Annotated in this window: 22 protein-coding genes; 15 read left to right on the top strand and 7 right to left on the bottom strand. The window is 49.9% G+C overall.

From position 1 onward, the window contains the following. Window positions 1-81: 81 nt before the first annotated feature. Complete coding sequence (locus tag NT073_RS17140; RefSeq protein ID WP_297375786.1) at window positions 82-600, bottom strand: hypothetical protein; 519 nt, start codon at window positions 598-600, stop codon at window positions 82-84. A gap of 195 nt (window positions 601-795) precedes the next feature. Here NT073_RS17140 and NT073_RS17135 point away from each other — a divergent pair, with 195 nt between their 5' ends. Then, window positions 796-1,722 (top strand): bestrophin family ion channel, encoded by a 927-nt coding sequence (locus NT073_RS17135; protein WP_297375784.1) that lies wholly within the window; start codon window positions 796-798, stop codon window positions 1,720-1,722. Between the two features lie 10 nt (window positions 1,723-1,732). Here the strand turns inward: NT073_RS17135 and NT073_RS17130 are convergent, their stop codons facing one another. Together NT073_RS17130 and NT073_RS17125 are read right to left on the bottom strand one after the other, a co-directional pair. Continuing rightward, complete coding sequence (locus tag NT073_RS17130; RefSeq protein ID WP_297375782.1) at window positions 1,733-2,977, bottom strand: dicarboxylate/amino acid:cation symporter; 1,245 nt, start codon at window positions 2,975-2,977, stop codon at window positions 1,733-1,735. 97 nt (window positions 2,978-3,074) lie between these two features. Continuing rightward, window positions 3,075-3,602, bottom strand: coding sequence for an acyl-CoA thioesterase (locus NT073_RS17125; protein WP_297375780.1), 528 nt, complete (start codon window positions 3,600-3,602; stop codon window positions 3,075-3,077). A gap of 312 nt (window positions 3,603-3,914) precedes the next feature. On the opposite strand from NT073_RS17125, the gene NT073_RS17120 reads away from it, so the two are divergent. Genes NT073_RS17120 through NT073_RS17110 form a run of 3 tightly spaced genes read left to right on the top strand, consistent with a single transcriptional unit; the run spans window position 3,915 to window position 5,791 of the window. Continuing rightward, entirely contained in the window at window positions 3,915-4,364 is a 450-nt protein-coding gene (locus NT073_RS17120) for a DUF2147 domain-containing protein (RefSeq protein WP_297375778.1), read from the top strand. A 46-nt stretch (window positions 4,365-4,410) separates the two neighbouring features. Further along, complete coding sequence (locus NT073_RS17115; protein WP_297375776.1) at window positions 4,411-5,547, top strand: NAD(P)/FAD-dependent oxidoreductase; 1,137 nt, start codon at window positions 4,411-4,413, stop codon at window positions 5,545-5,547. 58 nt (window positions 5,548-5,605) lie between these two features. Further along, window positions 5,606-5,791 (top strand): CsbD family protein, encoded by a 186-nt coding sequence (locus NT073_RS17110; protein ID WP_012926446.1) that lies wholly within the window; start codon window positions 5,606-5,608, stop codon window positions 5,789-5,791. A gap of 352 nt (window positions 5,792-6,143) precedes the next feature. On the opposite strand, the gene NT073_RS17105 is transcribed toward NT073_RS17110, so the two are convergent. After that, window positions 6,144-7,520 (bottom strand): ATP-binding protein, encoded by a 1,377-nt coding sequence (locus NT073_RS17105; protein ID WP_297375773.1) that lies wholly within the window; start codon window positions 7,518-7,520, stop codon window positions 6,144-6,146. A 6-nt stretch (window positions 7,521-7,526) separates the two neighbouring features. Then, window positions 7,527-8,213: a response regulator transcription factor gene (locus NT073_RS17100; RefSeq protein ID WP_297377053.1), complete on the bottom strand. Its 687-nt coding sequence runs from the start codon at window positions 8,211-8,213 to the stop codon at window positions 7,527-7,529. Between the two features lie 267 nt (window positions 8,214-8,480). On the opposite strand from NT073_RS17100, the gene nhaD reads away from it, so the two are divergent. From nhaD to NT073_RS17080, 4 genes are all read left to right on the top strand, one after another. Further along, on the top strand, window positions 8,481-9,770 hold the full coding sequence (nhaD, locus tag NT073_RS17095) for a sodium:proton antiporter NhaD (RefSeq protein ID WP_297375771.1): 1,290 nt from the start codon (window positions 8,481-8,483) through the stop codon (window positions 9,768-9,770). A gap of 149 nt (window positions 9,771-9,919) precedes the next feature. Beyond that, window positions 9,920-11,092: a hypothetical protein gene (locus NT073_RS17090; protein ID WP_297375769.1), complete on the top strand. Its 1,173-nt coding sequence runs from the start codon at window positions 9,920-9,922 to the stop codon at window positions 11,090-11,092. A 56-nt stretch (window positions 11,093-11,148) separates the two neighbouring features. After that, on the top strand, window positions 11,149-11,445 hold the full coding sequence (locus tag NT073_RS17085; protein WP_297375767.1) for an HPF/RaiA family ribosome-associated protein: 297 nt from the start codon (window positions 11,149-11,151) through the stop codon (window positions 11,443-11,445). Window positions 11,446-11,579: 134 nt separating this feature from the next. Continuing rightward, window positions 11,580-12,818: a cation:proton antiporter gene (locus NT073_RS17080; RefSeq protein ID WP_297375765.1), complete on the top strand. Its 1,239-nt coding sequence runs from the start codon at window positions 11,580-11,582 to the stop codon at window positions 12,816-12,818. A gap of 55 nt (window positions 12,819-12,873) precedes the next feature. On the opposite strand, the gene NT073_RS17075 is transcribed toward NT073_RS17080, so the two are convergent. Continuing rightward, window positions 12,874-14,217: a Gfo/Idh/MocA family oxidoreductase gene (locus tag NT073_RS17075; RefSeq protein ID WP_297375763.1), complete on the bottom strand. Its 1,344-nt coding sequence runs from the start codon at window positions 14,215-14,217 to the stop codon at window positions 12,874-12,876. Window positions 14,218-14,302: 85 nt separating this feature from the next. After that, on the bottom strand, window positions 14,303-15,166 hold the full coding sequence (locus NT073_RS17070; RefSeq protein ID WP_297375761.1) for a sugar phosphate isomerase/epimerase family protein: 864 nt from the start codon (window positions 15,164-15,166) through the stop codon (window positions 14,303-14,305). 259 nt (window positions 15,167-15,425) lie between these two features. On the opposite strand from NT073_RS17070, the gene NT073_RS17065 reads away from it, so the two are divergent. From NT073_RS17065 to NT073_RS17035, 7 genes are all read left to right on the top strand, one after another. Further along, window positions 15,426-16,742, top strand: a complete 1,317-nt coding sequence (locus NT073_RS17065; RefSeq protein WP_297377051.1) for a TolC family protein — start codon at window positions 15,426-15,428, stop codon at window positions 16,740-16,742. A gap of 56 nt (window positions 16,743-16,798) precedes the next feature. Further along, window positions 16,799-17,896, top strand: coding sequence for an HlyD family efflux transporter periplasmic adaptor subunit (locus tag NT073_RS17060; protein ID WP_297375759.1), 1,098 nt, complete (start codon window positions 16,799-16,801; stop codon window positions 17,894-17,896). A gap of 72 nt (window positions 17,897-17,968) precedes the next feature. After that, window positions 17,969-19,219, top strand: coding sequence for an FtsX-like permease family protein (locus NT073_RS17055; RefSeq protein ID WP_297375757.1), 1,251 nt, complete (start codon window positions 17,969-17,971; stop codon window positions 19,217-19,219). A gap of 96 nt (window positions 19,220-19,315) precedes the next feature. Next, window positions 19,316-20,008, top strand: coding sequence for an ABC transporter ATP-binding protein (locus NT073_RS17050; protein WP_297375755.1), 693 nt, complete (start codon window positions 19,316-19,318; stop codon window positions 20,006-20,008). Beyond that, on the top strand, window positions 19,989-21,017 hold the full coding sequence (locus tag NT073_RS17045) for a histidine kinase (RefSeq protein WP_297375753.1): 1,029 nt from the start codon (window positions 19,989-19,991) through the stop codon (window positions 21,015-21,017). The genes NT073_RS17050 and NT073_RS17045 overlap by 20 nt, the downstream gene beginning before the upstream one ends. A 29-nt stretch (window positions 21,018-21,046) precedes the next feature. Beyond that, window positions 21,047-21,823, top strand: coding sequence for a LytTR family DNA-binding domain-containing protein (locus tag NT073_RS17040; protein ID WP_297375751.1), 777 nt, complete (start codon window positions 21,047-21,049; stop codon window positions 21,821-21,823). A gap of 114 nt (window positions 21,824-21,937) precedes the next feature. Beyond that, window positions 21,938-24,739 (top strand): pitrilysin family protein, encoded by a 2,802-nt coding sequence (locus NT073_RS17035; protein WP_297375749.1) that lies wholly within the window; start codon window positions 21,938-21,940, stop codon window positions 24,737-24,739. Window positions 24,740-24,785 lie beyond the last annotated feature (46 nt).

The raw sequence follows: 24,785 nt of genomic DNA, 5'->3' as shown, positions 1-24,785 counted from the left end.
CGGTTGCAAAAAATGCTGAGTGGACAAACAAAAAACGGCCAGCCAAAATGGCCGACCGTTTACTCCTCTCCCTTCTTTAAATTAATAGTTGAATGGTCTGTTTCCTGATCCCCGATTATTTCCGTAGCCCCCGTTACCGTACCCACGTCCCCGGTCGGCCATACGCTCGTAAGGCCGCATCCGCTCAATAACCCGGTCACGCTGCTGCGGCCCCAGAACGGCCATCATGTCGATAAATTCGCGTTGTCTGGCCTGCCGGAAGAAATCCCGCTGGCGCGGGTCGCGGACATCGATGGTTTGTGTTTGCTGTGTGAACCGCTCGCGGATTCTTCGAATTTCGCGTTCCTGCCGACGGGTTAGATTTAGCTCCCGGTCCCACCACTCCAGATGCCGATCAAACTGGTAATCGTCATAGTCATAGTTATAACTTTGCTGACCATAACCCGGATAATTCCGGTTCTGGTTATAGTCTGGCTGCCGGTTATAATCCGGCTGCGATGGGTAGTTGGGATTGGGCGAAGGGTAGCCGTACCGTTGAGCTAAAGCACTGGTGGAGAGTAAGACAACGAATGCGGCAGCTGAGATCAGTAATTTTTTCATGGTAGTGAACTGTTTCAGGTTGTATTTGTCCTTTTGAACAATTCGCCCACGAATGGTTTAACTTATTCTCAAAATAAATCTAAAAAAGGCCCGCTTAAGCGATAAATAACATATTCATCCTTTCGTAAATGGCTGATTTGTAACTTAGTTACTCCAGTTCAATCTGGACTTTCACTCACTTACTCTCGTTAAATTGTGGTTATTTATAACGCTAAAGATTGGCTTGGTGCGCTTCGACATTTTCATACCAGCTATGTTATCCGGGTCCTTCTGCGTCGTGTTCTTCTGGTAGGCGCATATGGGGCACTCGTTACTTTTATTGACCAGCACAAAGTCAACATCGATTTACCGATCGACGGCACCTTCTTCTCACTGCTGGGGATTCTATTAAGTTTACTACTGGTATTCAGAACCAACACCGCATATGACCGATTCTGGGAGGGTCGTCGGCAGTGGGGCATGTTGGTCAATTATAGCCGTAATTTTGCCGTGATGATGGATGCCCTTCTACCGGATACCGACCGGGAGAACAGGCAGTTCTTTGCCCGGGCGTTATCCAATTTCGCAGTGGCGCTCAAGGGGCACCTGCGAACCGGCGTGAACATAACGGAACTGGAGGAGACCGGCGGAAACGATCGTAAAGCGCTGGCCCAGTCCAAACACGTTCCGAGCCGAATTGCCGCCCTTTTGATGCGCCGTTTGCAGAAACTGAAACAGCAGCGCGTTCTGACCGACGGCGACCTGATTACCATCCGCATTTATCACCAGGCTTTTCTGGATATTACCGGCTCCTGCGAACGAATAAAAAACACGCCTATTCCCTTCTCTTACAGCTTTTTCATCAAGCTGTTTATCACCTTGTATCTGCTGATAATGCCCCTCGTGCTGGTCGAAACGTATGCTTATTTCACGATTCTGGCAACTATACTAGCCGCCTATGCCCTGCTCGGTGTCGAAATGATTGGCGATGAAATAGAAGAACCTTTCGGACTCGACTGTAATGATTTACCGCTCAATCAAATCTCGCAGACAATCCGCCGGAATATGCACGAAATACTAATGGGCGAACTCCCGGTGGCGCAACAAACTCAGTTGGAAGGCGAGTACCAGAAGGTTAACTAATCACCAATACCTAACCCTCCTGCCCGACAACGCGCTCGTATTTGCTCCGGTCGAATTCACCTTCGTTGTTGGCAATGAAAATGGTGGCTACTGTGTTTCCGATGATGTTGGTAATGGAACGGGCTTCAGACATGAACCGGTCTACACCCAGCAACAAGGCTAATCCCTCTACCGGAATAACTTTGATTGCCGTCAGGGTACTGGCCAATACAATGAAACCACTGCCCGTAACCCCGGCCGCCCCTTTCGACGTAACCATCAAAATACCAATAATGGTTAGCTCCTGACCAACAGTCAGATCAACGCCAAAGACCTGCGCCAGAAAGACGGTAGCCATGACCAGATAAATAGTCGTGCCATCGAGATTAAACGAGTACCCGGCCGGAACGACCAGGCCTACCACGGAGCGCGAACAGCCGAGGCTTTCTAGTTTGTCCATGATCTGCGGCAGTGCCGACTCCGACGAAGAGGTACCCAGCACGATCAGCAGTTCCTCTTTAATAAACTTGAGAACAGTCCACAGACTGATCTTATAATAGCGAAGGATTAGGTTCAGCACGACAAAGATGAATAGAATCATGGTAGCATAAACCGTTCCCATTAATTTAGCGAGGGGTAGCAGCGTGCTCAGCCCATACTTCCCAATCGTGAACGCCATCCCGCCGAAAGCGCCCAGTGGAGCCAGTACCATCACGACGGCCAGGATGTTAAAAAACACTTTCGACAGCCGCTCAAATGTTTGAATCAGTGGCTTGCCGGTTTCACCCATGCGGGTTAGCCCAACGCCAAAAAGGACGGAAAAAACCAGCACCTGCAAAATCTCACCTTCGGCAAATGCTTTAATGGCATTACTGGGAACGATGTGAATAAAGAATTCGGTCCAGTCCATACCCGCCCCCTGCTCGGCATATTTGCTAATGTCGCCCCCTTTCACGGAAGCCGTTTGAACACCATCGCCCGGCCGGACGAAGTTTGCCAGCACCAGCCCAATAGCCAATGCGCCGGTGGTAACGACCTCAAAATAAAGGAGTGCTTTACCGCCTACCCGGCCTACCTTTTTCAGGTCGCCCATATTACTAATCCCCAGCACAATTGTCAGGAATATGATGGGAGCAATGACCATCTTGATCAGGTTGATAAAGAGGTCGCCGAGGGGTTTTAGTTTGGCGGCTGTTTCAGGAAAGAAATAGCCGGTCAGTATACCCAGCGTAATGGCAATCAATACGCGGACGGTGAGATTATTGAGAAGTTTCATTGGGGGAAAGATACTTCAAAATGAAGAATGTATGACGGACTATGGCCGCTAAAAAGCTGAATTAGCCATTTTCCGTCATACATCCCGGCATTTTCCCCTATACAACATGCGCTTTTACTACTTGCTGCTTGATTTCGTGGATGCGTTCGTTGAAGTTCATACGCAGAAAGTCCAGGTTCGGCACCAGGATAGCTTCGAGCAGTTCCTTCACTGAGTCGTCGTGCGGAATGCGTTTGCCGGTGGCTACGCTGACATACTTTGAGGTAACCCAGAGAACATTTTTGAGGTGCGTTTTGCCATCGTCGGTCATGATGTATTCCGTCACCGTCGTGTCTTCATTGACATAGATCAACCTGGATAAAATGCGTACCCATTCACTGACGCGGGCGGGCCGAACATAGGCGATCTGATGCTGGTAAACGACCCAGCTGGTTTTCAGTTCCTGGAATAACTGGCCGGGGTTGAAATCGTACAACTTGGCAACCTGATCTTCACGGGCATTAAAGTAATAGTCGAAGTACTTGGCGTTATTCAGGTGTTGCAGGGGGTCGCAGTCCTGGAAACGAATAATAACGCGCGATTCAGTTTCGGTTGGATAGCTGCGTTGAGGGTCACGTTTGAACATAGCTCTATTGTCGCCGGCAACCCGGCGGAATTTATAAAGGATTAACTGGAGCAATGGCTTACCAGGTGGCACTTACGCCTTGGGCGACGTTGATTTAGAATACATAAAAACCATCTGAATCAGTTCAGGCTGGGCAAGAATCTGAGTTGCAGACTCCTTCCCCAAACCGGCAATCAGTCACCGGACTAATCTGACTTTCTATGAAAAATCATAAAAATCACTTAAATCCTAAAAATTCGGGTTCAGACAATTTTGTGCAATATTTGCGTTAGTTCAACATAGTAATCGTTTTATACCAATTCATTAACACTTATGAAATCATTTCGTTTAGTACTTCCCCTGTTCGCACTCCTGTTGACACTCACAGCTTTTGCCCCAGTTGATGATTCCGAAGCGGTTGTTGGTACCTGGCTCAATGGCACTAAGAAGGGGCATATTCAAATCTACAAACAGGGCGGCACCTATTTTGGCAAGCTCGTCTGGTTAGGTCAGCCAGTAGACCCCGCCACGGGCAAGCCCAGAACCGACGAAAAAAACGCCGATGCTTCCAAAAGGTCAAGGCCTCTGATGAACATGCTGTTGTTGTATAACTTTAAGTACGATGGTGGCAATGTGTGGAGTGACGGGAAAATTTACAATCCCGAAGATGGCAAGGAATACAACTGTAAGATGACCCTCAAAGACCCGAATACGCTCGACGTGCGTGGCTACGTTGGCATCTCGCTCCTGGGCAAAACCCAGACCTGGACAAGGATAAAATAACGGTCCAGGCGCAGTCCGCTTCGGGCCTGTGGCAACCTTCAATCCTATGCATACACTCATTATTGGCGCGGGTCCGGCGGGACTGGCCATAGCCGGCCAACTAGCGCATCGAAACCTGCCTTTTACGGTACTGGAGGCTAGTGAACACATTGGTGTAGCCTGGCGTACTCATTATGACCGGCTACACCTTCATACTGTTAAGGAGCACTCGGCGTTGCCATACTTCCCGTTCCCCGCCGATTTCCCTACTTATGTACCCAGGCTTCAGTTTGTAGACTACCTCGAACGCTATGCGGAACACTTTGGTATCAAGCCGCTTTTCAATCAAAAGGTAATCGGCATCCGGCAAAACAAAGCAGATAAAACGTGGGTGGTACAAACCGAAACCGACCAATTCACCACCGACCGGGTTGTGGTCGCAACGGGCTATAACCGGGTTCCCAACCAACCGGAGCTACCCGGCCAGCGCGACTTTCGGGGAATCGTCTGGCACAGTGTTGACTACCGGAACGGGGCTCCTTTTCGCGACGAGAATGTTCTGATCGTGGGCATGGGAAACACCGGAGCAGAACTGGCTCTGGATCTGCTTGAGCACCAGGCAAAGCCATTTATATCCGTTCGGGGGCCGGTTAACATCGTTAGACGAGATACGTTTGGCAAACCGGCCCAGCCTACCGCCATATTTCTGAGCAAGTTCCCCAACTGGTTTTATGACTTCATGGCGGGTTTGTCTCAACGGCTTAGCGTGGGAGATGTGTCGGCTTATGGACTGGGTAAACCAAAACATCCTCCCTCCTACGACACCCGGCACGGGAAGATCGCCGTTATCGATGTGGGCACCCTCGATCAAATCAAAGCGGGCAATATCACGGTTCTGCCGGGTATTGCCCGTATCAATAAGAAAACGGTAACCTTCACCGACGGACGTGAACTGCCTTTCGATGCGATTATCCTGGCCACAGGTTACCGGCCGGGGCTTATGCCTGTTCTTGGAGAGACCGTATCAAAAAAAGTGCTGAACGAACGCGGTTATCCGAAAGCGCTCTGGTTTGGTGAGCCGGAGTTAGCGGGACTGTATTTTCTGGGCTTTTCTATTCCTATTACAGGTGTTCTCTATCACCTCAACCTGGACTCAAAGAAAATTGTCGACCACATTGCTGAAAACAATTTCGTCTCTCCATAGTTCTATTTATGTAATCACGGTGATTACATAATATCATTCAACGTTAAACACTACGATCATGAACGAGACAACCCTAAAAGGAGGCTGGAACGAATTGAAAGGCAAAATCAAACAAGCCTACGGCGATTTAACCGATGACGATCTAACTTACCAGGATGGTCAGGAAGACGAAATGTGGGGTAAAATCCAGCAGAAAACCGGCAAGACCAAAGACGAAATCAATAAAGCAATTGCCGATTTATAATACAGTTAGTTAGTTCAATTGAAGAAGCCGGAGCCCACAAGGTGACGGCTTCTTTTTTTTGTGCAAACGCAGTACCTACAGCCAACAAAATAGCCATCTGCCTTTGACAGATGGCTATCCATTCCCTCACCAGAATTAGGCGTTTTCCAACTAACAACACAAGGAAACGTACCTGTTCCCTGCGCAAAAACTCATTGACTAATGCTAAGCATTAACGCAACAAAGGTCATTGTTTACGGTAGAAGAATAGCGACAAAACGATTAGAAAAACCTTAGAAATTCCCTTCATTTTCCGCTGGTTAAGACTAAGGATTTCCTCAGCGCTGAATGGACTTTGGACGGGCTAAAGTAATCAGGCAGCGTGGCTATATGCTTGCGGAAGCTTCACGGTAAATGTACTGCCTTTTGCTGGTTCGCTAACCACAGTTATACTTCCCTGATGAAGCGCAATAACGCGCTGGCAAATCGAAAGTCCAACGCCAAACCCATCGTAGCTGAGCGCATTACTGGCACGAAAAAATGGTTCGAAGATTCGGGATATATCCGCTTCGGTCATACCAATACCCTTATCCTGTACTGTAAACCAGCAACTGTCCTTATCGGCCCCGATGTACACCAGCGCTTCGTGATTTGCAGAATATTTACAGGCATTATCCAGTAGATTCAACACGACGCGCCGAAGCAAATCTTCATTACCCTGAACATGCAATTCTGTTTCGGGCATCGTGTCATAATCGACCAGAATCCTGAATGTGGGCTGGATTGTGAGCAGCTCGTCCTGAGCCGAAAAGATTATCTCGTCGAGCCGTACGGTCGTTAGCTGTACACGGGGCAGATTCTCCAGTGTTCGGGCCAGTGAGAGCAGGCTGTTGGATAAGGCAATGAGCTGATCGGTATCAGCCAGCAGATTTTGTAGAATGGCTTCGTACTCCTCAGGACTAAGGCGTTGGAGAAGGCCGAGCTGAATTTCAGACTTCAAGGCCGTTAAAGGCGTTCTCAATTCATGAGAAGCATGAGAAACGAAGCTGCGCTGCTGGTCGAAGGCCTGTTCCAGGCGGACCAGCACGTGATTGAAGTTAATTGCCAACTGGTCGATCTCGTCCTGACGTTTTCCTTCATTCAATCGCTGTTGTAGGTTGTTGGCGGTAATGGTCTGTACTTGCTGATTAATCCGGGATATGGGTTGTAGCGACTGCCCGGCAAAAAAGAAGCCGAGTGCCAGCGTTAGCCCGATGCCCCCCAGTAAGCTCCAGATGAGTGTATGCTGCAGATTGCGGAGTTTGGCTTTCCCAAACTGGTCGTAGGCCGATGCCAGCACCACCAGCGACTGCCCGTTCTCCTGATACAGCAGGCCAATGACTTCGTTCTCTCCGTCGGTTAGCTCAAGCTGTCGTTCCTCACGCACCCGGTTAAGCAAACTCGCACGGTAATGAATAATCTTATCGTCGATGCTGGCATAGATGAGTTTGTTCTGTGAATTAAATATCAATATTTTCTCATCTATAAGTGCAGACAGCGAATTTCGGTCGATAATTTTGAGCAGGTTGTGATCAATTTCTTTCACTTCCACCAGAAACCGCATCGTTGTCCGGGCTTTTCGTTTTAGCCGTTCATAAAACTCCTCCTTCCGGTAATGCGCCGACGTGGCGTAAACGACTACCGAAAACAACAGCAGAATGGAGGCTACAATGAATGAAAACTGCAGCGATATACGATTTCGGATCGTCATGGACGATTAGTCAGCTTTTAAGGTGTATCCCAGTCCGGGACGTGTATGAATGAGCTTTACATCAAACTCTTTGTCAACCTTTTTGCGGAGGTAGTTGATGTAGACCTCCACCACATTGGTACCCGGATCGAAATTAAAATTCCAGACCTTTTCGGCCAGGTCTATTTTAGACACTACCCTTCCCTGGTGCCGCATCAGGTATTCCAGAAGAGAAAACTCTTTGGCGGTTAACTCAATAAGCGTGTTCTGCCGCCGGACAATCTTTGAGGTTATATTCAGGGTTAAGTCAGCTACCTGAAGACTTTCCTCGCTTGTTGAACTGACCAGCAGATCGGCCCGTCGAAAGCAGGTAGCTATACGAGCGGTTAGTTCCCGCAGGTCAAAGGGTTTCACAATATAATCGTCGGCTCCACATTCCAGCCCCTCTAGTTTATCCTCAATCTCACCCATTGCCGTCAGCATGATGATGGGCAGCGTAGGGTGCTCAGCCCGAATATCACGGCATATGTCGTATCCGTTTATATCCGGCAGATTGATATCCAGAATAATTAACTCGTATTGGCCGGTTAATCCGAGGGCTCGGCCAGTAAACCCGTCAAAAGCAACTTCGGTGCTGTAACCCAGCACGCGCAGGCTACGGCTAATGTTCTTAGCAATACGCTGGTCATCTTCTATTATTAAAATACTGCGCATAATGATGGTGTCTGACTGGTAAGTGCTTACTAACATACCTGAACTCGTTAATTTCACCGATTGTGAAGTACGTTTTTATCCGGCACGAGTATACTGAAAAACAACCAGCCGTTTGGTTAACCTGTTTACGAGTATAGCATTTCTAAGCATTTTCTAAGCTCTTCTCTTCGAACATAAGCGGCAATTGTCCGTCTTTTGCAGGTCGTGCGTTTTTCTGCGGATAATACACATCTTATCAGATATAGTGAAGTTAAGCCACCTATTTCCATGTCCATACTCATTTTTGTCTTTATTATTGGTTATATTCTTATTACCCTTGAGCACCCTATTCACTTCAATAAAACGGCAACAGCGCTCATAACCGGCGTTGTTTGTTGGATACTGTATATTCTTTCGGTCCACGATACTGAACCCGTTCTGGAACAATTAGCCCATCACCTGGCCGAAATTGCCCAGATTCTTTTTTTCCTGCTGGGTGCCATGACCATTGTTGAGCTCATTGACATTCATGGTGGGTTTACTATTATTACCGACCGTATTGCTACGCGAAATCCACGTACGCTTTTATGGCTCATTAGCGGGTTGACGTTCATCCTATCTGCGCTGCTCGATAACCTGGCATCGGCGATTGTAATGGTTTCCGTAACCCGGAATCTGGTTCGGGATACTGAACAGCGTCGGTTAATGGCCGGGATGATCATTATTTCGGCTAACGCGGGCGGGGCCTGGTCGCCCATTGGCGACGTAACAACGACTATGCTCTGGATCGGCGGACAGGTGACAACGGCCAATATCATCAGTCAACTGGTTCTGCCCAGTCTGGTCTGTTTGCTCGTTCCGCTGCTTTGGCTGACGTTCTCAATAAAAACTCCTGCCGAAGCGATTGGATCGAATAGCCCTGGCGTTAGCAGACCCTATGTTACACCCGTTCAGCGACGCGATCGGGGTATAATGTTCGGCACTGGACTGATGGCCATTATTCTGGTACCTGTTATAAAATCACTTACTCATTTACCGCCCTATATGGCTATGATGCTGTCACTGGGAATCGTATGGGGGGTCTCCGAAATCATTCACGCCGACAAGGACGAAGAGGATCGAAAACGCTACACGGCAGCTTATGCCCTGAGTAAAGTAGATGTTCCAAGCATCCTGTTCTTCTTTGGTATTCTACTGGCAGTAGGTGCGCTTGAATCGACTGGCATCCTGAAAAATCTAGCCCTTAGCTTAAGTGAAGCAATTAGCAATCTGGATAGTATTGTCCTGATTATCGGCATCGCTTCGGCCATTGTCGATAACGTACCTATTGTTGCTGCAGCCATGGGTATGTATGATCTGGGCACCCACCCTCCCGATGACAAATTATGGGAGTTTCTGGCTTATTGTGCGGGAACAGGCGGTAGCCTGCTGGTCATCGGCTCCGCGGCCGGGGTAGCAGTCATGGGGATGGAACGAATCGAGTTCGGCTGGTACTTACGTCGCGTTTCCGGGCTCGCCCTGATGGGCTATGTGGCTGGCGCAGCCACGTACCTGGCTATTTACGCCCTTACCCATTAGGAAAAGGAGAAGCTTCGCCCGGCCTGCCTTAGAAAAACCTTAGAATCTGCCAGTTGTAAATCTTTTGCTGTTAACCGTCCGTTTCATTAATACAGTATTTAGTCAGATTCCCATCAGTCAGGTGGTTTGACAATAAACAGCTCAAGGTTATGATTCTCGTAAATTCAGGTAAAGAAACTCTGCTCGATCTGGCCCAAAAGGCCCACGATCAGTCCATTTCCATTTTCATACCAACCCATCGCCGGGGGAAGCAGGTAAACGAAAGGCAGGACCAGATTGCCTTTAAAAACCATGTCCAGACAGTCCGTTTGGCTCTTGAAGCCCGAATGGTACGCAGCAATGACATCGACGATCTCGTGGAACCGATGGAAGCCCTGCTGGACAACCCGCAATTCTGGCGACATCAGCGCGAAGGGCTGGCTGTTTTCAGGAACCCAGATCATTTTTCTATTTTCCACAGTCCAATTCCCTTTACAGATAGCTCGCGGCTTGATTCGCGTTTCCATTTGCGACCTTTGCTGCCCTTTGTTGAGGCTTTTACTACCTATTACATCCTGCAGATCGGCAAAAAAGGCGTGTGTCTTTATCAGGCAGACCCCTTCTCAATCACGCTGATTGACACAGCGGAGGTAATGCCTTCGGGACTTGACGCCATCACACGATACTACGACTTTGAAGAAGAATTACAGGGACGTACCAAAGGCCAGGGCGGCATGGCTGCGGTGTACACCAGCGACGATTCCAACAAGGACCAAAAAGCAAAGGATCACCTACTGGCCGATTATTTTCGGCTGGTGAACGAGGCCATCATTAAACTGATGGGCACACAGAATGCTCCTCTGCTGCTGGCATCCGTTGCGTACTACCAACCCATTTACCGACAGGTGAATACTTACCCCTATCTTCAAGAGGACGGTATAACGGGCAATTTCGACCACATAAAGCCCGAAGAAATGCATCAGATGGCCAATGAACGGCTCAGCCATAAGTTCGAAGAGACGCAACAGCAACGCATCTATCAGTATCAGAATAGCCTTGGCAGCAATCTGGTTTCGAGTGGTCTCCGGCAATTACTGGAAGCGGCCGTAACCGGCCGTATCGAGGTACTTTTCCTGCAGGATGATGCTGAGTTGTGGGGCCAGTTTGATGAAGTGACACTCGCAACAACGATCCACGATGAAAAACAGGACGGCGACGAATCGTTGGTTGAAAAAGTAGCATTACTCACACTGCGTCATGGAGGAGAAGTGTACGTACTGGACGAAGCCAGTTTTCCGGCCAGTCGCAACTCTGTTAACATTACAGCGCTTTATCGGTTTTAATATAAACCGGGAGCTATCTGTAAACTGAAGGCAAACCCAAACAGTAACATAACCTTATGCAATACTCAGTTGATAGTATCAAAATAGATTTACAAACGGTTGGTTTTAATGAAACGACTGAATTAGTAGAACAAGTTGAGGACGAGCTCCGCCGGATCATGCGCTTTCGAAGCGACATCGTTGCGGCAGACATCTACCTGCGTGAAGAAGGCCGCAACCCAACCGACAACAAACTTGTCCGCTGGCGGCTGGGCGTTCCCGGCAACGATCTTTTTGCAGAGGGTCATGGCCCCTCGTGGGCAGCCGGACTTCGGGACGCCGGAGATAAGCTACGCCGACAATTCATTGACTGACCTATTTATCAATAGCACATAATCCCGGAGCCAACTCTCTACTTACTAACACATTGACTCCAATTTTTATGGGTATAACTTGTCTCTAACGTGGGCAGGTTATACCCATCTGCTTACCATGACATTACATTCCTATGGAGTCTTATAATTTAGTTTTAGTCATCGTGGCGGTAGCTACTCTGGCCGTCGCCTGGCTTCCGTCTTTATTAAAAGAATACCCACTTTCGTACCCGATTCTGTTTGTTATTGGGGGGTGGCTATTGTACCAGTTGCCGGTGTCCTTGCCAGACCCCTCTCCTCTGGCAAATCCAAAACTCACCACGCATCTAACTGAACTGTGTGTTATTATAGCCCTGACGGGAACGGGCCTGAAGATAGACCGTCGGTTCAGCTTACGCGGCTGGCGGCTTCCTATCCGACTGGTGTGGCTTACCATGACCGTTACCATTGCCGTTTTTTCTGTAATCGCCTGGGGATGGGCGGGTTGGCCGATGGCCTCGGCCTTGCTTTTGGCTGCCAGCCTGGCCCCGACCGATCCTGTTCTGGCAGGGGATGTACAGGTGGGCGATCCCAACGAAGGGCAGGAAGATTCTGTCCGGTTCGCGCTGACGGCTGAGGCTGGCCTGAACGATGGGATGGCGTTTCCGTTTGTATATATGGCTATTATGCTGGCCCAAACGGTATCCGCCTCTACCGCCGATTTTACCCATTGGGCCTTGTACGCCCTGGCCTTCCGGGTAGGTGTTGGGATACTTGGCGGGTGGTTATCGGGCCAACTCCTATCCTATCTGATTTTTGGCCTTCCCCAGCGCATTAGCATAAAAACCACCGCTTATGGATTTGTAGCTCTGGCGGTCACCCTGGTCAGTTACGGACTCACGGAGCTGGCGCATGGCTACGGATTTCTGGCGGTGTTCATTGCGGCCATTACCATCCGAAGCCGCGAACGTACGCACGAATATCACACCTACATGCACGCGTTTTCGGACCAGATTGAACGGCTGTTGATTGCATTATTGCTGCTGCTGTTTGGGGGAGCCATTGCGAAGGGGATGCTGGCTGCACTAACCTGGCAGGATGCGCTGCTCGGATTACTGCTGGTGTTCATTATTCGGCCGCTGGTGGGCTGGATAACCCTGGGAGGCACCGGAGCCAGGGGACTGAAACGCTGGATTATTGCGGGTTTCGGGATACGGGGTATCGGCTCGCTTTTTTACATAGCCTATGCGTTAGATCATGCTTCCTTTGCAGATCCGGCCCGGATCTGGTCGCTCACCGGCTGGACAATCTTACTCTCGGTCTTCCTGCACGGCATGTTGTCTACACCCGTTATGAAGCGACTGGACAGCCAGAGGGTTATAGTTAATAATTAGTGGTTAATCGTTATCAGGTATCAGTTGGTAGCAATAACGATTAACCACTAACCATTTACACACGAGGTTCCCAGCCTTTCTCGTACTGCCGACTCCAGAACTTCATGGCTTCGGCGTCTTTTATGTGCCCGTTCTTCGGATCGACCGAGAAGGATTTGTTTGTGCGATAAGAGATATTAGCCAAATGGCAAAGCAGTGTGCTCTTGGCACCATCATCAATAGTTGAGTTCTGTTTGGCTTTACCCCGGATGGCTTCGAAGAAATTCATCATGTGGAGTGTGGTCATATCGCCACCACCGCCCAAAGCCGTGCCCGACTCCGACCCCTTTGACTTGCTTTCTTTGATGGGTTTGCCGTCCCTACTGAACAGTGTGTAGCCATCCCGGTCGACATACACGCTGCCGTTTGTACCGTAAATGACCGTACCCCGGTCACTGCCAAACGTTTTGTAGCCGTTCCGGCTGTTGCCATCCCACTTGATGACTTTATCGCCGGGGAAACGAAATGTAGCATCCATCGTATCATAAACCGCCCAGCCATCACCAGCAAAGTAACGTTTGGCCGCTTCTACCGATACGAACTCTGGGTACTCGACCTGCAATGCCCAGCGGGCCATATCCAGTTCGTGTGTAGCATTGTTACCTGCTTCGGCGGTGCCGTACTGCCAGCCATACCAGTGCCAGTTGTAATCCCAGGTATCGTGGGTATAGGCCGTACGAGGGGCCGGTCCCTGAAACAACTCCCAGTCCAGTCCGTCGGGTACGGGTGCTTTTTTCGGAATGGGCACCTCACCACGTGAGTTAGCGTAAAAAGCAACGGCTTTGAAAGCTTTTCCGATGACCCCGTTATGAATCTGAGTCACGATATCAATCGACTCCGGTGCCGACCGCTGCTGGTTACCCATCTGAATAACTTTACCGTACTTCTTCTGAATTTCCATCAGAATCTCGCCTTCACGGGGATTATGGCTACACGGTTTTTCAACATAAACGTGCTTACCGCCCTGTACGGCCAGCCAGGTACCCGGCGCGTGCCAGTGGTCGGGTGTGGCGTTGATCAGGACATCGACGTTCTTGTCGGCGATGACTTTCCGAATGTCGTTCTCCAGTTTGGGGGTGTAGGTGATGTGCTTGGAAAACTTTTGAACGGCGGCTTCCCGCTGTTTTTTCATTACGTCGCACAGGTACACCAGCTCGACGTTGCTTTCTTTTCTCGAAATAGGGTCATAATACGCGCTCAACCGCCGTCCCAGTCCGGCAATGGCGACATTTAGCCGTTCATTGGCCCCAATGATTTTATTGTAGCTTTTGGCCGACATGCCATTGGCCAGCCCGCCAAACGTAACCCCTGCGGTGCCCAAAGCCGCTTTTTTGATAAACTCTCTCCGTGAATTTTCCATTGAAACAGGTTGCTTAATTAATTAACTGTCGGCAAGATAAGCCACGATGTAGCCTGACAGTAGTAAACGTTAATGGCCGAACCGTTTAGGCCTTCCGCTTACCTGGTTTTGACGTATCACATACCCCATTAAAGTACCCGACGGATTCGGCGATTCCGGCCAGTGGGTCTTTCATGTCTTTCTCATATTCGAGACTACAGGAGCCATCGTATTTTATCTTACGAAGCATGCTCACAAACGCCGGTATATCGATCACCCCGCGGCCCAGTTCACAGGTTTTTCCTTCTTTTGAGGCCGCCGTAACGTTTTTCAGATGAATATCGAATATCCGTTTGGCGTACTTTTCCAGGTCAGCAATGGGGTCGTCGCCGAAACGTTTGTCGTGCCCCATATCGAAACAAAGCCCAATTCGCGGGTCCAGATCTTTCACGGCAGTATAGACCGATGTGGCGCTCGGAAATAGTGGAATGTCCGGCCCGTGATTATGAATGGCGTACCGGATGTTGTACTCCTTTACCTTTTTGTCGATGTACGGCAAGTCTTCCGGATTAGGAATACCAACCATGAGGTTCACGCCTACCCGTTTGGCGTAGTCGAAGCCGTTGTCGATCTCCTGCTTCGTTTTCATATAAATCGGCCCTACGGCATAGCCCGTTACACCCGACTGCTTTAGCTTTTCGTGAAAGGCGGTTATTTCATCCGCAGTGCTGGCGTAGGGCAGGTGAAAATCTTTGATACACAGGTAGTGAACATCGGTTTTTCGCATCATCTCAAGCGCCTGATCGAGCTTAAAGTTAACGAACGTGAAACCTGCCATACCCAGCTTAAACAGATCATCGCCGGACGAACCGCGCGTTTCGGGCGAATTGGCCAACGATAGGGCCGGACTCACACTGGCCAATGCGAGACTCCCCCCTGTATGTTTAAGAAACGAACGTCTTGTGGTCATCCTGATCAAATGAAGTTATAGTGTTGATTCTAAAAAACGATTAAAGTCCTTTTCTACTGACTGGATGGCTGCCCTCCTGTAGTGCCGACCGGGAGGATCGGGTGGGGTCGTATCCGTTTCTCACTTGACTGACGACCCAGTCAGCACGGCGTTAACCCGTAAAAAAATCAGCTTTGTGAATGATTTTTTCCGTTTCGCGCAAACAAGTCAGGTTGGTAATTTGAAAGGTTATTCCTTTGGTCGTCCATTCGAAAAAAACATGAATCGGTTTGCCCTTCTTGGCATGTGCCTTTGTTCCTTTACCGCTTCTGCCCAAACGGTGCTATCGTCTGTTCAGGAAGCCCTGGCGTTGGCCCGTCGCAACAATCCTGACCTGGTAAATGCCCGCCAGAACAGCCTGATACAAGCCCAGCAGCAGTTGGGCAGTCGGGCAGCACTCTTGCCACAAGCGCGGCTATTTACCAACTTCGATTACAACTACGCCCTCCCGGTGCAGCTGGTCCCCGCCGAATTTTTGGGCGGCAAAGCGGGCGAATTTCGGACCCTGCAATTCGGCTTACCCTACGTGCTGGCCGCTGGTGCGGAAGTAACCCTGCCCGTCATCAATCGACCGGCGCGGGCCGATGTAGGCATTGCCGCTCAAAACCTTCAGATAGCCGACAAACAGACGCTGGTGCTGGCCGATGAGATTTCGACCCAAACGGCCCGCCTGTACCACGCAGCACTGCTCACCCGGTCGGCCATCGCCATTACGCAACGAAACTTGTCGGCGGCCGATACGCTGACCCAAATTGCGCGAGACCGGTTGGAAAAAGGCCTGATCGAACCGCTCGAATACAACCGCATTCGCTCTATTCAACTAACAACGGCCGATGTGTTATACCAGAACGAGTTGGGGTTTATCCGTAACCGGAACCAGCTTAAACTGTTGGTTGGCTTAACGCTGGCCGATAGCCTGGTGCTGGCTGAAGAGCTATCCGCTCGTCCGGCGGCTTCAGTCGTTCCCGCATCGGTAACACCCCAGGCCGAACGGCCGCAAGTGACCTTACAACAAACACGGGTAGAACTGGCCAGACTGCAACTCAACCGCGAACGACTGCAGCGCTGGCCTACGCTATCGGCTTATGGCCGGTATACCCAACAGGCCCAGCGAAGCGCCATTAATTTTCTGAGTACCAGCCAGCCCTGGTTTCAGATTGGGGTAGCGGGTCTGCAACTGAACTGGCAATTTTATACAGGCGGCCTGCGAACCAGTAATCTGACCCGCGCCCGCCTGCAACTGAAACTAGCCGAGTCGCAACTCACCTACGAGCGAAACAAACAGCAGGTCGATACCGAAGATGTACGGAATACGTATAACCAGGCCGTTCGGTCGCTGGATTTAAATCGGCAGAATTACGAACTCAGCAGCCAGAACGTACAAATTGCCCTGATCAAATACCGATCGGGCCTGTTTGCCTACGACCAGTACCTAAATGTGTTCAACGAAGCCCTAACCGCCCAAAACCGGTTTCTGACCAATTTATCGAACACCTTTATCAATCAGATAATCCTACAGATTCGAAACGGCCAGTAAGCAACCTTTTCCAAAAAGCCTATAAGGTTTTGAAAACCTTATAGGTTACCCAAGCGATGAAAACGAACCTCTCCATACTTCTTCTCATTACCCTCTTGTGCGCAGCCTGCAAGCGCGACCCTCAGGGCACAACGCCCACCTATCAGGAATTGACCGAAGCCGTCTATGCCTCCGGCAATGTGTACCCACGCAATGAGTACACCGTTACGGCCGATGCTGCCGGTATGCTGCAGCAACGGCTCATCAGCGAAGGGGACTCCATCCGCCAGAATCAGCTGCTGTTCGTGCTGGAAAGTGCTTCAGAAGATGCCCGCCAGCAGGCCGCAGCCAACGCCTACCGGCAGGCGCGGTCTAACTTAAGCACGAACTCCCCGGTTCTGGCCGAGCTGGAAGCGCAGGTCCGCAATGCCCGAACCCGTGTGGCCAACGACTCCATCAATTATAACCGATTCAAGGAGTTGTACGGCCAAAACGCCACGTCAAGGGCTGAACTGGAACGGGCCGAACTGAATTACACCATCTCCCGAAATAACCTCCGCGCTCAGCTAAACACCTTTCAACGAAGCCGCGATCAGATCCGGCTGGACGTTGCAAACAATCGCAGTCAGTTGGTTACGAGCGAAGTAGCGGGACGAAACACGCGCATCCGAAGTTTTGTGAACGGCAAAGTGTACGAAGTTTATAAAGATCCCGGTGAGGTTGTCCGTATTGGAGATCAGCTGGCACTGGTGGGTAGTAGCAATCAACTGTTTGCTCAGTTGGCCGTCGATGAAAGCGACTTCGGGCGGATTCGAACAGGACAGGAGGTTATTTTAAAAGCGGATGTCTATCCGGATAAGATTTTCAAAGCACGGGTTGATAAGATATACCCAAAGCTCAACCGCACCGACCAATCGTTTCGGGTAGATGCCGAGTTCATAGGCGAACGCCCGGCATCTTATTACGGCCTGACGGTAGAAGCCAACATAATTATCAGCCAGAACCGGCATGTGTTGACCATTCCTAAAACCTACGTTTTTGGTGGCGACAGCGTTTGGGTGGAACTGGACGGCAAGAAGCAAAAAGTGAAATTCCGGAAAGGTGCTGAAAACTTCGACCGGGTGCAGGTGAAAGCCGGCTTGACGGAGGCATCAAAATTAATTTTGATTGAGTGAATGATAGAATGAGTGAATATAAACCCCACTAAGTCACTCATTCTATCATTCACTAATTCTATCATTTTAAAAATGGATATACGAATTGCTTCTCAAATTGCTCAGACGCACCTGCTGGCCAAAAAACGCCAGACCCTCGTTGCCATGTTGGGGGTCACCTTCGGCATTGCGATGTTCATTACCATGATTTCATTTATGCAGGGTGTCAATCAGTTTCTGGAAGATTCGGCGCTGGATGCCAGTCCGCATATTCGAATGTATAACGAGGTAAATACCCAGCGGCCGGGTCTGATCGAACAGCTCAACCCCGGCAAATTTAACGTCATCTACCACCAGAAGCCGAAAGACGAGCAGTCGCGCATCAAAAACGGGATGACCATTGCCGGACGCATTGAACGGGCATCAGGTGTGCTGGGCGTTTCGCCACAGGTGGCTACGCAGGCGTTTTATAATAACGGCCCCATTCAGATTTCCGGTACAATTTCGGGGGTGGATATCGACCGCGAAAACCGGCTCTATAAACTAACCACACGGCTTAAATCGGGTAGTCTGAACGCGCTGAAAACCAATCCTGACGGCTTGATCATGGGTGCCGTACTAGCCGACAAGCTCAACGTACGTACGGGTGATAAAGTAACGGTAACAACACCTAAAGGAGGTATCCGGACACTACGGGTAGTGGGTACGTTTGGCTTTGGCATTGGTACCATCGACAATACCAAGAGCTACGGAAATCTCTCTACGGTGCAGGAAATGCTGCAACGGGACCCCAGCTATATAACCGACATTCACATCAAAATGATAGACCCCCTGATGGCCATTCCGTTCGGAAAACAGTTACGGGCCATTTACGGGTACTATACCGAAGACTGGGCCACGGCCAACACGGCCATACTAGCGGGTGAAAAGATCCGGAATATGCTGACTTATGTAGTGTCGTTCACACTGCTGGTAGTTGCTGGATTTGGTATTTATAACATCATGAACATGACCGTTATCAACAAAATCAAGGACATTGCTATTTTAAAAGCCACCGGTTTTGAAGGCCGGGACATCATTGCCATTTTTCTGTTGCAGGCTATTTTTATTGGTGTTTCGGGTGGTCTTTTAGGGCTAGGGATCGGTTTTGGGCTCAGTTATCTACTGTCAATCACCCCATTCGATGCCGGTGGATTCATTAGTATTAAAACATTTCCGGTCATTTTCGAGCCAAAGTATTACATCCTGGGGCTGCTCTTCGGCGTAGTAACCACCGTTCTGGCGGGCTATTTCCCCTCCCGAAAAGCGTCACAAGTCGACCCTGTGGCCATTTTAAGAGGATAGTTTTAAGATGTATGCTATGGGATGTACGATATATTCCCAATCATCTTACCCGTCGCCCTATACCATACATCATACCTCCTATAGCATATAACTATTATGAGCATCGTTCTTTCTGCCAAAAACCTCAACAAATACTTCTACGATCCTGAAAAATTTCGGGTGTTGACGGATGTTTCCTTTGAGGTACAAAAAGGGGAATTTCTGTCTATTGTCGGTAAATCGGGTTGCGGTAAATCAACGCTGCTTTACCTGCTTTCTACGATGGATACTGAATATGAAGGGCAAATAGAGATGGCGGGGACAAAATTAACGGGGCGAAGTCAGGATTTTCTGGCCCACTTTCGCAATGAACATCTGGGATTCGTTTTTCAGTTTCACTTTTTATTACCTGAGTTTTCGGCCCTGCAAAATGTGATGCTCCCCGGCCTGAAGCTTGGTAGGTACCTGGAAAAAGAAATTGAGGAGCGAGCGATGGAAAAACTCCGGTTGATTGGCATGGCCAACTACGCCCGCAAACCGGCCAGTAAACTATCTGGAGGCCAACAACAGCGCGTAGCCATTGCCCGCGCACTTATCAACGACCCAACCATCATCATGGGCGACGAACCAACAGGCAATCTGGACAAAGCCAATACTGAAAATGTGTTCGACATTTTTCGTGATCTTGCCAGCAAAGGACAAACCATCATTGCCGTTACCCACGACCCGGACTTTGCCGCCGGAACGAACCGGACCATCGAAATGTCGGACGGACTAATTATTGGTAACCATGAAAATAAAATTCAATAAATACGTCGAGTTCCTGCTGCTTTGGATAGCGCTGGGCGGATTGGTGGCGCGCCAGTGGGTGGTTCCCGACATCAGCTGGCAGGTACAGGCGCTACTGTTTGTTATGTCGTTCATCATGTTGAACCTGGTCTGGGTGTTCCATTATCAGTTCAATGAGTGGCTAAACCGGCGGATGCCGTTTGAGAAAAATGTCCGCTGGCGCATCATTGTCCAGCTTTTAGGCGGCTGGACAATTGTTAAAACCGTTGCCGTCGTTGCTGGTTACTTTGTTGCTCTCCGGTTCTTCCCCCCTGCGTTAACCCTGCTGAACAAGTTAGGCTTCATCATTGTCGGCATGATGATTTTTCTGGTGAATACCATCATTTGTTTGGGGTTCATAGCCAGTCATCTACTCCGGCGCTGGCAAGAAAACGCTCTTCGCACAGCCCAGCTTGAAAAAGAAAAAGTCCAGGTACAGTTAGACAGCCTTAAAAATCAGGTAAGTCCGCATTTTCTGTTCAATAGCCTTTCGTCTCTCGATAGCCTGATTGACGACAATCCGGTGCTGGCCCGTCAGTTTCTACAACAGCTTTCGAAAGTCTTCCGGTATGTACTTCAGCATAAGGAGAAGGCACTGGTACCGCTTGAAACGGAGCTGGCTTTCATTAAAAATTACATATCCCTGTTACATACCCGTTTCGATGGTGCGTTTGTTGTCACGTGCGAAGTCGATGAACCTGCCCTGGATCAACTGATCGTTCCCGTTACGCTTCAGATTCTGATCGAGAACGCCATCAAACATAACATCATCAGCGAAGCCCATCCATTAACCATTACCCTGAGCACCCATGACGGCTACCTTTCCGTAACGAACCCGCTTCAGCGTAAACGGCAGGTAGAAACGTCGAACCGGCTGGGGCTGGAAAATCTGACGTTGCTGTATAGTTTTCTAAGCCAGAAGCCGGTTGAAATCATCGAAACGGATGCCCGTTTTCAGGTTCGATTACCCCTTCTAGACGTTGACAAGTAGCCGCTAATCCCGTTAAAATCTACCCCTGCATGACTATTCTGCTGATTGAAGACGAGCCCCTGATTGCCCGGCAACTCCACAAACTGGTGAGTCAGCTGGAGCCGGAAGCCATCATTCTTGGTCCATTAACCAGCGTTCAGCACATTTGTGCATATTTTGCAATGGGCAAACCCACCCCCGACCTTGTTATTGCCGACATTCAGCTATCGGACGGGGTAAGCTTCGACGCCTTCGTGCAGGTTGGGTTGACTGCCCCCGTGATTTTCACAACCGCCTATGACGAATATGCCATACGGGCCTTCAAACTGAACAGCATCGACTACCTGCTTAAACCCATCGACCCAGAAGAACTCCGGCAGGCATTAACCAAGTATCACCGATGGGCCGCCAACGGCGTTTCAGATTTTAACGACCAGTTTCGGCAGCTTCTGGCCCACATGGCTTCTCCCGTTACAGCCCCCCAATACAAACGGCGATTCTCGGGGCATCATCTCCGGCAAATTGTTACGGTTCCTCAGGAACAAATTGCGTATTTCCTGCGCAACGAACTGATCTATCTTTTTACAACCGAGGGAAAAAAACTAATAACCGATTACAAAACCCTGGATGAACTGGAAGAAGTAGCTGACCCTTTACGTTTCTTCCGCGCCAATCGCCAGTGCCTCATTCATCTGGACGCTATTGCCGGCTATCGACCTCAAGATAACAGCAAATTGCTCGTTCTGCTGAAAAAGCCGAACGACGCCCTCGAAGTGCTGGTCAGTAAGGAAAAAGCCAGCGTCTTCAGAAACTGGATTGAGAGTTAGCCATGATTACCGTTTATCCTAAATTTTGTTAAACCACTGTAAAATCTGTTGATTATCATTTTGTCTGTATGTAACTATACGATTAGTTTCAAGTTCCTAACTAACTGTATATTCATGACAAGCAACCTTACCAAAAGAGGTTTGTTGGCCGCTGCCTGGTTCATAAGTAACCTGACACTTTCATCGGCTCAGGACAAACCCGCAGCGCTGCCCGAAGGCGTAACAAAAGGTGCTTCCGTAGAAGGCATTACGGAATACAACCTCAAAAATGGGTTGAAGGTCCTGCTCTTCCCCGACCCCTCGAAACCCACCATCACGGTTAACATTACCTATTTAGTAGGCTCGCGGCACGAAGGTCTGGGCGAAACCGGAATGGCCCACCTGCTGGAGCATATGGTCTTTAAAGGGTCGACCAAGCACACGAACATTCCCGAGGAGCTGACCTCGCACGGAGCCCGGCCCAACGGCACCACCTGGCTCGACCGTACCAACTATTACGAAACCTTTGCCGCTACGGATGAGAACCTCAAGTGGGCGCTCGATCTTGAATCGGACCGGATGGTGAACTCGTTCATTAAAAAGGAAGACCTCGCTACAGAGTTCTCCGTCGTTCGGAATGAGTTTGAAATGGGCGAGAACTCGCCCCAGAATGTACTGAATGAGCGGGTTGTCTCATCGGCCTACCTCTGGCACAACTACGGCAACTCGACCATCGGCAACCGTTCCGATATTGAGAAGGTGCCCATCGGCAATCTTCAGGCTTTTTACAAGAAATTTTACCAGCCCGACAATGCCGTGCTGGTCGTAGCCGGTAAAATCGACGAGCCGAAAACGCTGGCGATGATCAATCAATATTTTAGCGCTATTCCGCGTCCGGCGCGTGTACTCCAGCCCACTTATAGCCAGGAGCCTACCCAGGATGGCGAACGGATGGTAACGCTCCGGCGCGTAGGCGATACCAAAGTTGTATCGGCACTGTATCACATCATGCCCGGCTCTCACCCCGACTATCCAACCATGGACGTGGTCACCGAACTGCTCACCAACGAGCCATCGGGCCGACTCTATAAAGCCCTCATAGAAACCAAGAAAGCCTCTCAACAATACGGCTATTCGTTCACGACCAAAGACCCCGGGTACGTCTATTTTGCCGCCGAAATGTTGAAAGATAAATCGCTGGATGATACCAAAAACGCCCTGTTATCAACCCTCGACTCGGTTGCCATCAAAACCCCGTCGAAAGAAGAAATCGACCGTGCTAAGGTCAAGATCCTGAAAGACCTTGAGTTAAGCTTCAAAAGTGCCGAACGCGTAGGACTGGCATTGAGCGAATATATCGCAACCGGCGACTGGCGGCTTGGTTTCCTCTATCGGGATGCTCTCGAAAAAGTAACCCCGGCCGATGTTAAGCGCGTGGCCAGCTACTATTTTAAACCTTCGAACCGGACCGTTGGTGTGTTCATTCCGGAACAGAATCCCGACCGGGTGGAGGTTCCGCAGGCACCGGACATTATAGCAATGGTAAAAGATTACAAAGGCCGGGCTCTGGTGGCACAAGGGGAAGCGTTTGATCCCTCCCCCGCCAACATCGACGGCCGTACCCGCCGTTTGGAGCAGCCCAATACGATTGAGCTGGCCATGCTCCCGAAAACGACGCGTGGTAACGAAGTAAATGCCCGCCTTACGCTGCGCTACGGCGATCAGAAAAGCCTGATGAACAAGAGCGCCATCTCGGTGTTCACGGCGTCGATGCTCAACCGAGGCACCACGACTCGCAGCCGCCAGCAAATCAAAGACGAACTGGACAAACTAAAAGCGCAGGTTGGTGTGTTTGGGGGTGGTAACCAGGTAAACGTAAGCATTAAAACGACCAAAGAAAACCTCCCCGCTGTTATTCGGCTGGTGAGCGACATGCTCAAGCACCCGGCTTTCGACGCCAATGAGTTCGAAAAGCTAAAGCAGGAACAACTGGCACAGATTGAGTCGCAGCGGTCTGAACCTCAGTCGCTGGCGTTCACGGCTTTTCAACGCCTGATGAACCCTTACCCCAAAGAGGATATTCGCTATACCTCTACGCCCGATGAAGATGTTGCCGACGTTAACGCGCTGAAACTGGACGATCTGAAACAGTTTCACAAGGACTTCTACGGTGCCCAGAATGCAACGCTGGCTGTAGTAGGCGATTTTGAGGAGACGCCCGTTCGGAAAGTGGTTACGGATGAGCTGGGTACCTGGAAAGCCAAAAAGCCGTTCAGCCGGTTGGTGACCCCGTTTAACGATATTAAGCCAACCCCGCAAAGCATCGAAGCCCCCGACAAAGCCAATGCCTTTATGGTAGCGGCTGTAAACCTGCCACTGCGCGACGATGACCCAGACTATCCGGCGCTTGTGCTGGGCAACTACATGCTGGGCGGTGGCTTCCTGAACTCCCGGCTGGCTGTTCGTATCCGGCAGAAAGAGGGCATCAGCTACGGCGTTGGTTCGCAATTATCGGCCAATCCACTCGACAAAACGGGAATGTTCATGACCTATGCCATCTACAACCCCGAGAACGCCGAACGGCTGGAAAAAGCCTTCCGCGAGGAGATGGACAAAGTAGTTAAAGAAGGCTTTACCACCGAAGAAATACAAGCCGCTCGTTCAGGTTATCTGCAATCACGGATGGTGTCGCGGGCGCAGGACCCTTCGCTGGTCGGTACACTCAACAACTACCTGTACCTGAACCGGACAATGAACTGGGATGCCGATTTTGAGAAGAAAATGGAAAGCCTGACGCCCGAGCAGGTAAATGCCGCTATGAAAAAGCACATCGACCCATCGAAAATCTCGATCATCAAAGCGGGCGATTTTGCGAAGGCTGCTAAGAAAACCGCTGAAAAACAACCCGCTTCGTCGGTGAGTGGCGGGAAGAACTAGAACCGAACCGGGATTGTAACAAGATTTAAACGATTTCTCAAGATTA

It is taken from the genome of Spirosoma sp. (assembly GCF_026391055.1).
Lineage (GTDB): Bacteria > Bacteroidota > Bacteroidia > Cytophagales > Spirosomataceae > Spirosoma.
Note: the sequence above shows the minus strand (reverse complement) of the source record. Positions and strands in the feature narration are given on the sequence as shown.

Coding starts and splice junctions, on each gene's coding strand:
- NT073_RS17140 (WP_297375786.1), bottom strand. CDS start 600: ATGAAAAAATTACTGATCTCAGCTGCCGCATTCGTTGTCTTACTCTCC.
- NT073_RS17130 (WP_297375782.1), bottom strand. CDS start 2,977: ATGAAACTTCTCAATAATCTCACCGTCCGCGTATTGATTGCCATTACG.
- NT073_RS17125 (WP_297375780.1), bottom strand. CDS start 3,602: ATGTTCAAACGTGACCCTCAACGCAGCTATCCAACCGAAACTGAATCG.
- NT073_RS17120 (WP_297375778.1), top strand. CDS start 3,915: ATGAAATCATTTCGTTTAGTACTTCCCCTGTTCGCACTCCTGTTGACA.
- NT073_RS17115 (WP_297375776.1), top strand. CDS start 4,411: ATGCATACACTCATTATTGGCGCGGGTCCGGCGGGACTGGCCATAGCC.
- NT073_RS17110 (WP_012926446.1), top strand. CDS start 5,606: ATGAACGAGACAACCCTAAAAGGAGGCTGGAACGAATTGAAAGGCAAA.
- NT073_RS17105 (WP_297375773.1), bottom strand. CDS start 7,520: ATGACGATCCGAAATCGTATATCGCTGCAGTTTTCATTCATTGTAGCC.
- NT073_RS17100 (WP_297377053.1), bottom strand. CDS start 8,213: ATGCGCAGTATTTTAATAATAGAAGATGACCAGCGTATTGCTAAGAAC.
- nhaD (WP_297375771.1), top strand. CDS start 8,481: ATGTCCATACTCATTTTTGTCTTTATTATTGGTTATATTCTTATTACC.
- NT073_RS17090 (WP_297375769.1), top strand. CDS start 9,920: ATGATTCTCGTAAATTCAGGTAAAGAAACTCTGCTCGATCTGGCCCAA.
- NT073_RS17085 (WP_297375767.1), top strand. CDS start 11,149: ATGCAATACTCAGTTGATAGTATCAAAATAGATTTACAAACGGTTGGT.
- NT073_RS17080 (WP_297375765.1), top strand. CDS start 11,580: ATGGAGTCTTATAATTTAGTTTTAGTCATCGTGGCGGTAGCTACTCTG.
- NT073_RS17075 (WP_297375763.1), bottom strand. CDS start 14,217: ATGGAAAATTCACGGAGAGAGTTTATCAAAAAAGCGGCTTTGGGCACC.
- NT073_RS17070 (WP_297375761.1), bottom strand. CDS start 15,166: ATGACCACAAGACGTTCGTTTCTTAAACATACAGGGGGGAGTCTCGCA.
- NT073_RS17065 (WP_297377051.1), top strand. CDS start 15,426: ATGAATCGGTTTGCCCTTCTTGGCATGTGCCTTTGTTCCTTTACCGCT.
- NT073_RS17060 (WP_297375759.1), top strand. CDS start 16,799: ATGAAAACGAACCTCTCCATACTTCTTCTCATTACCCTCTTGTGCGCA.
- NT073_RS17055 (WP_297375757.1), top strand. CDS start 17,969: ATGGATATACGAATTGCTTCTCAAATTGCTCAGACGCACCTGCTGGCC.
- NT073_RS17050 (WP_297375755.1), top strand. CDS start 19,316: ATGAGCATCGTTCTTTCTGCCAAAAACCTCAACAAATACTTCTACGAT.
- NT073_RS17045 (WP_297375753.1), top strand. CDS start 19,989: ATGAAAATAAAATTCAATAAATACGTCGAGTTCCTGCTGCTTTGGATA.
- NT073_RS17040 (WP_297375751.1), top strand. CDS start 21,047: ATGACTATTCTGCTGATTGAAGACGAGCCCCTGATTGCCCGGCAACTC.
- NT073_RS17035 (WP_297375749.1), top strand. CDS start 21,938: ATGACAAGCAACCTTACCAAAAGAGGTTTGTTGGCCGCTGCCTGGTTC.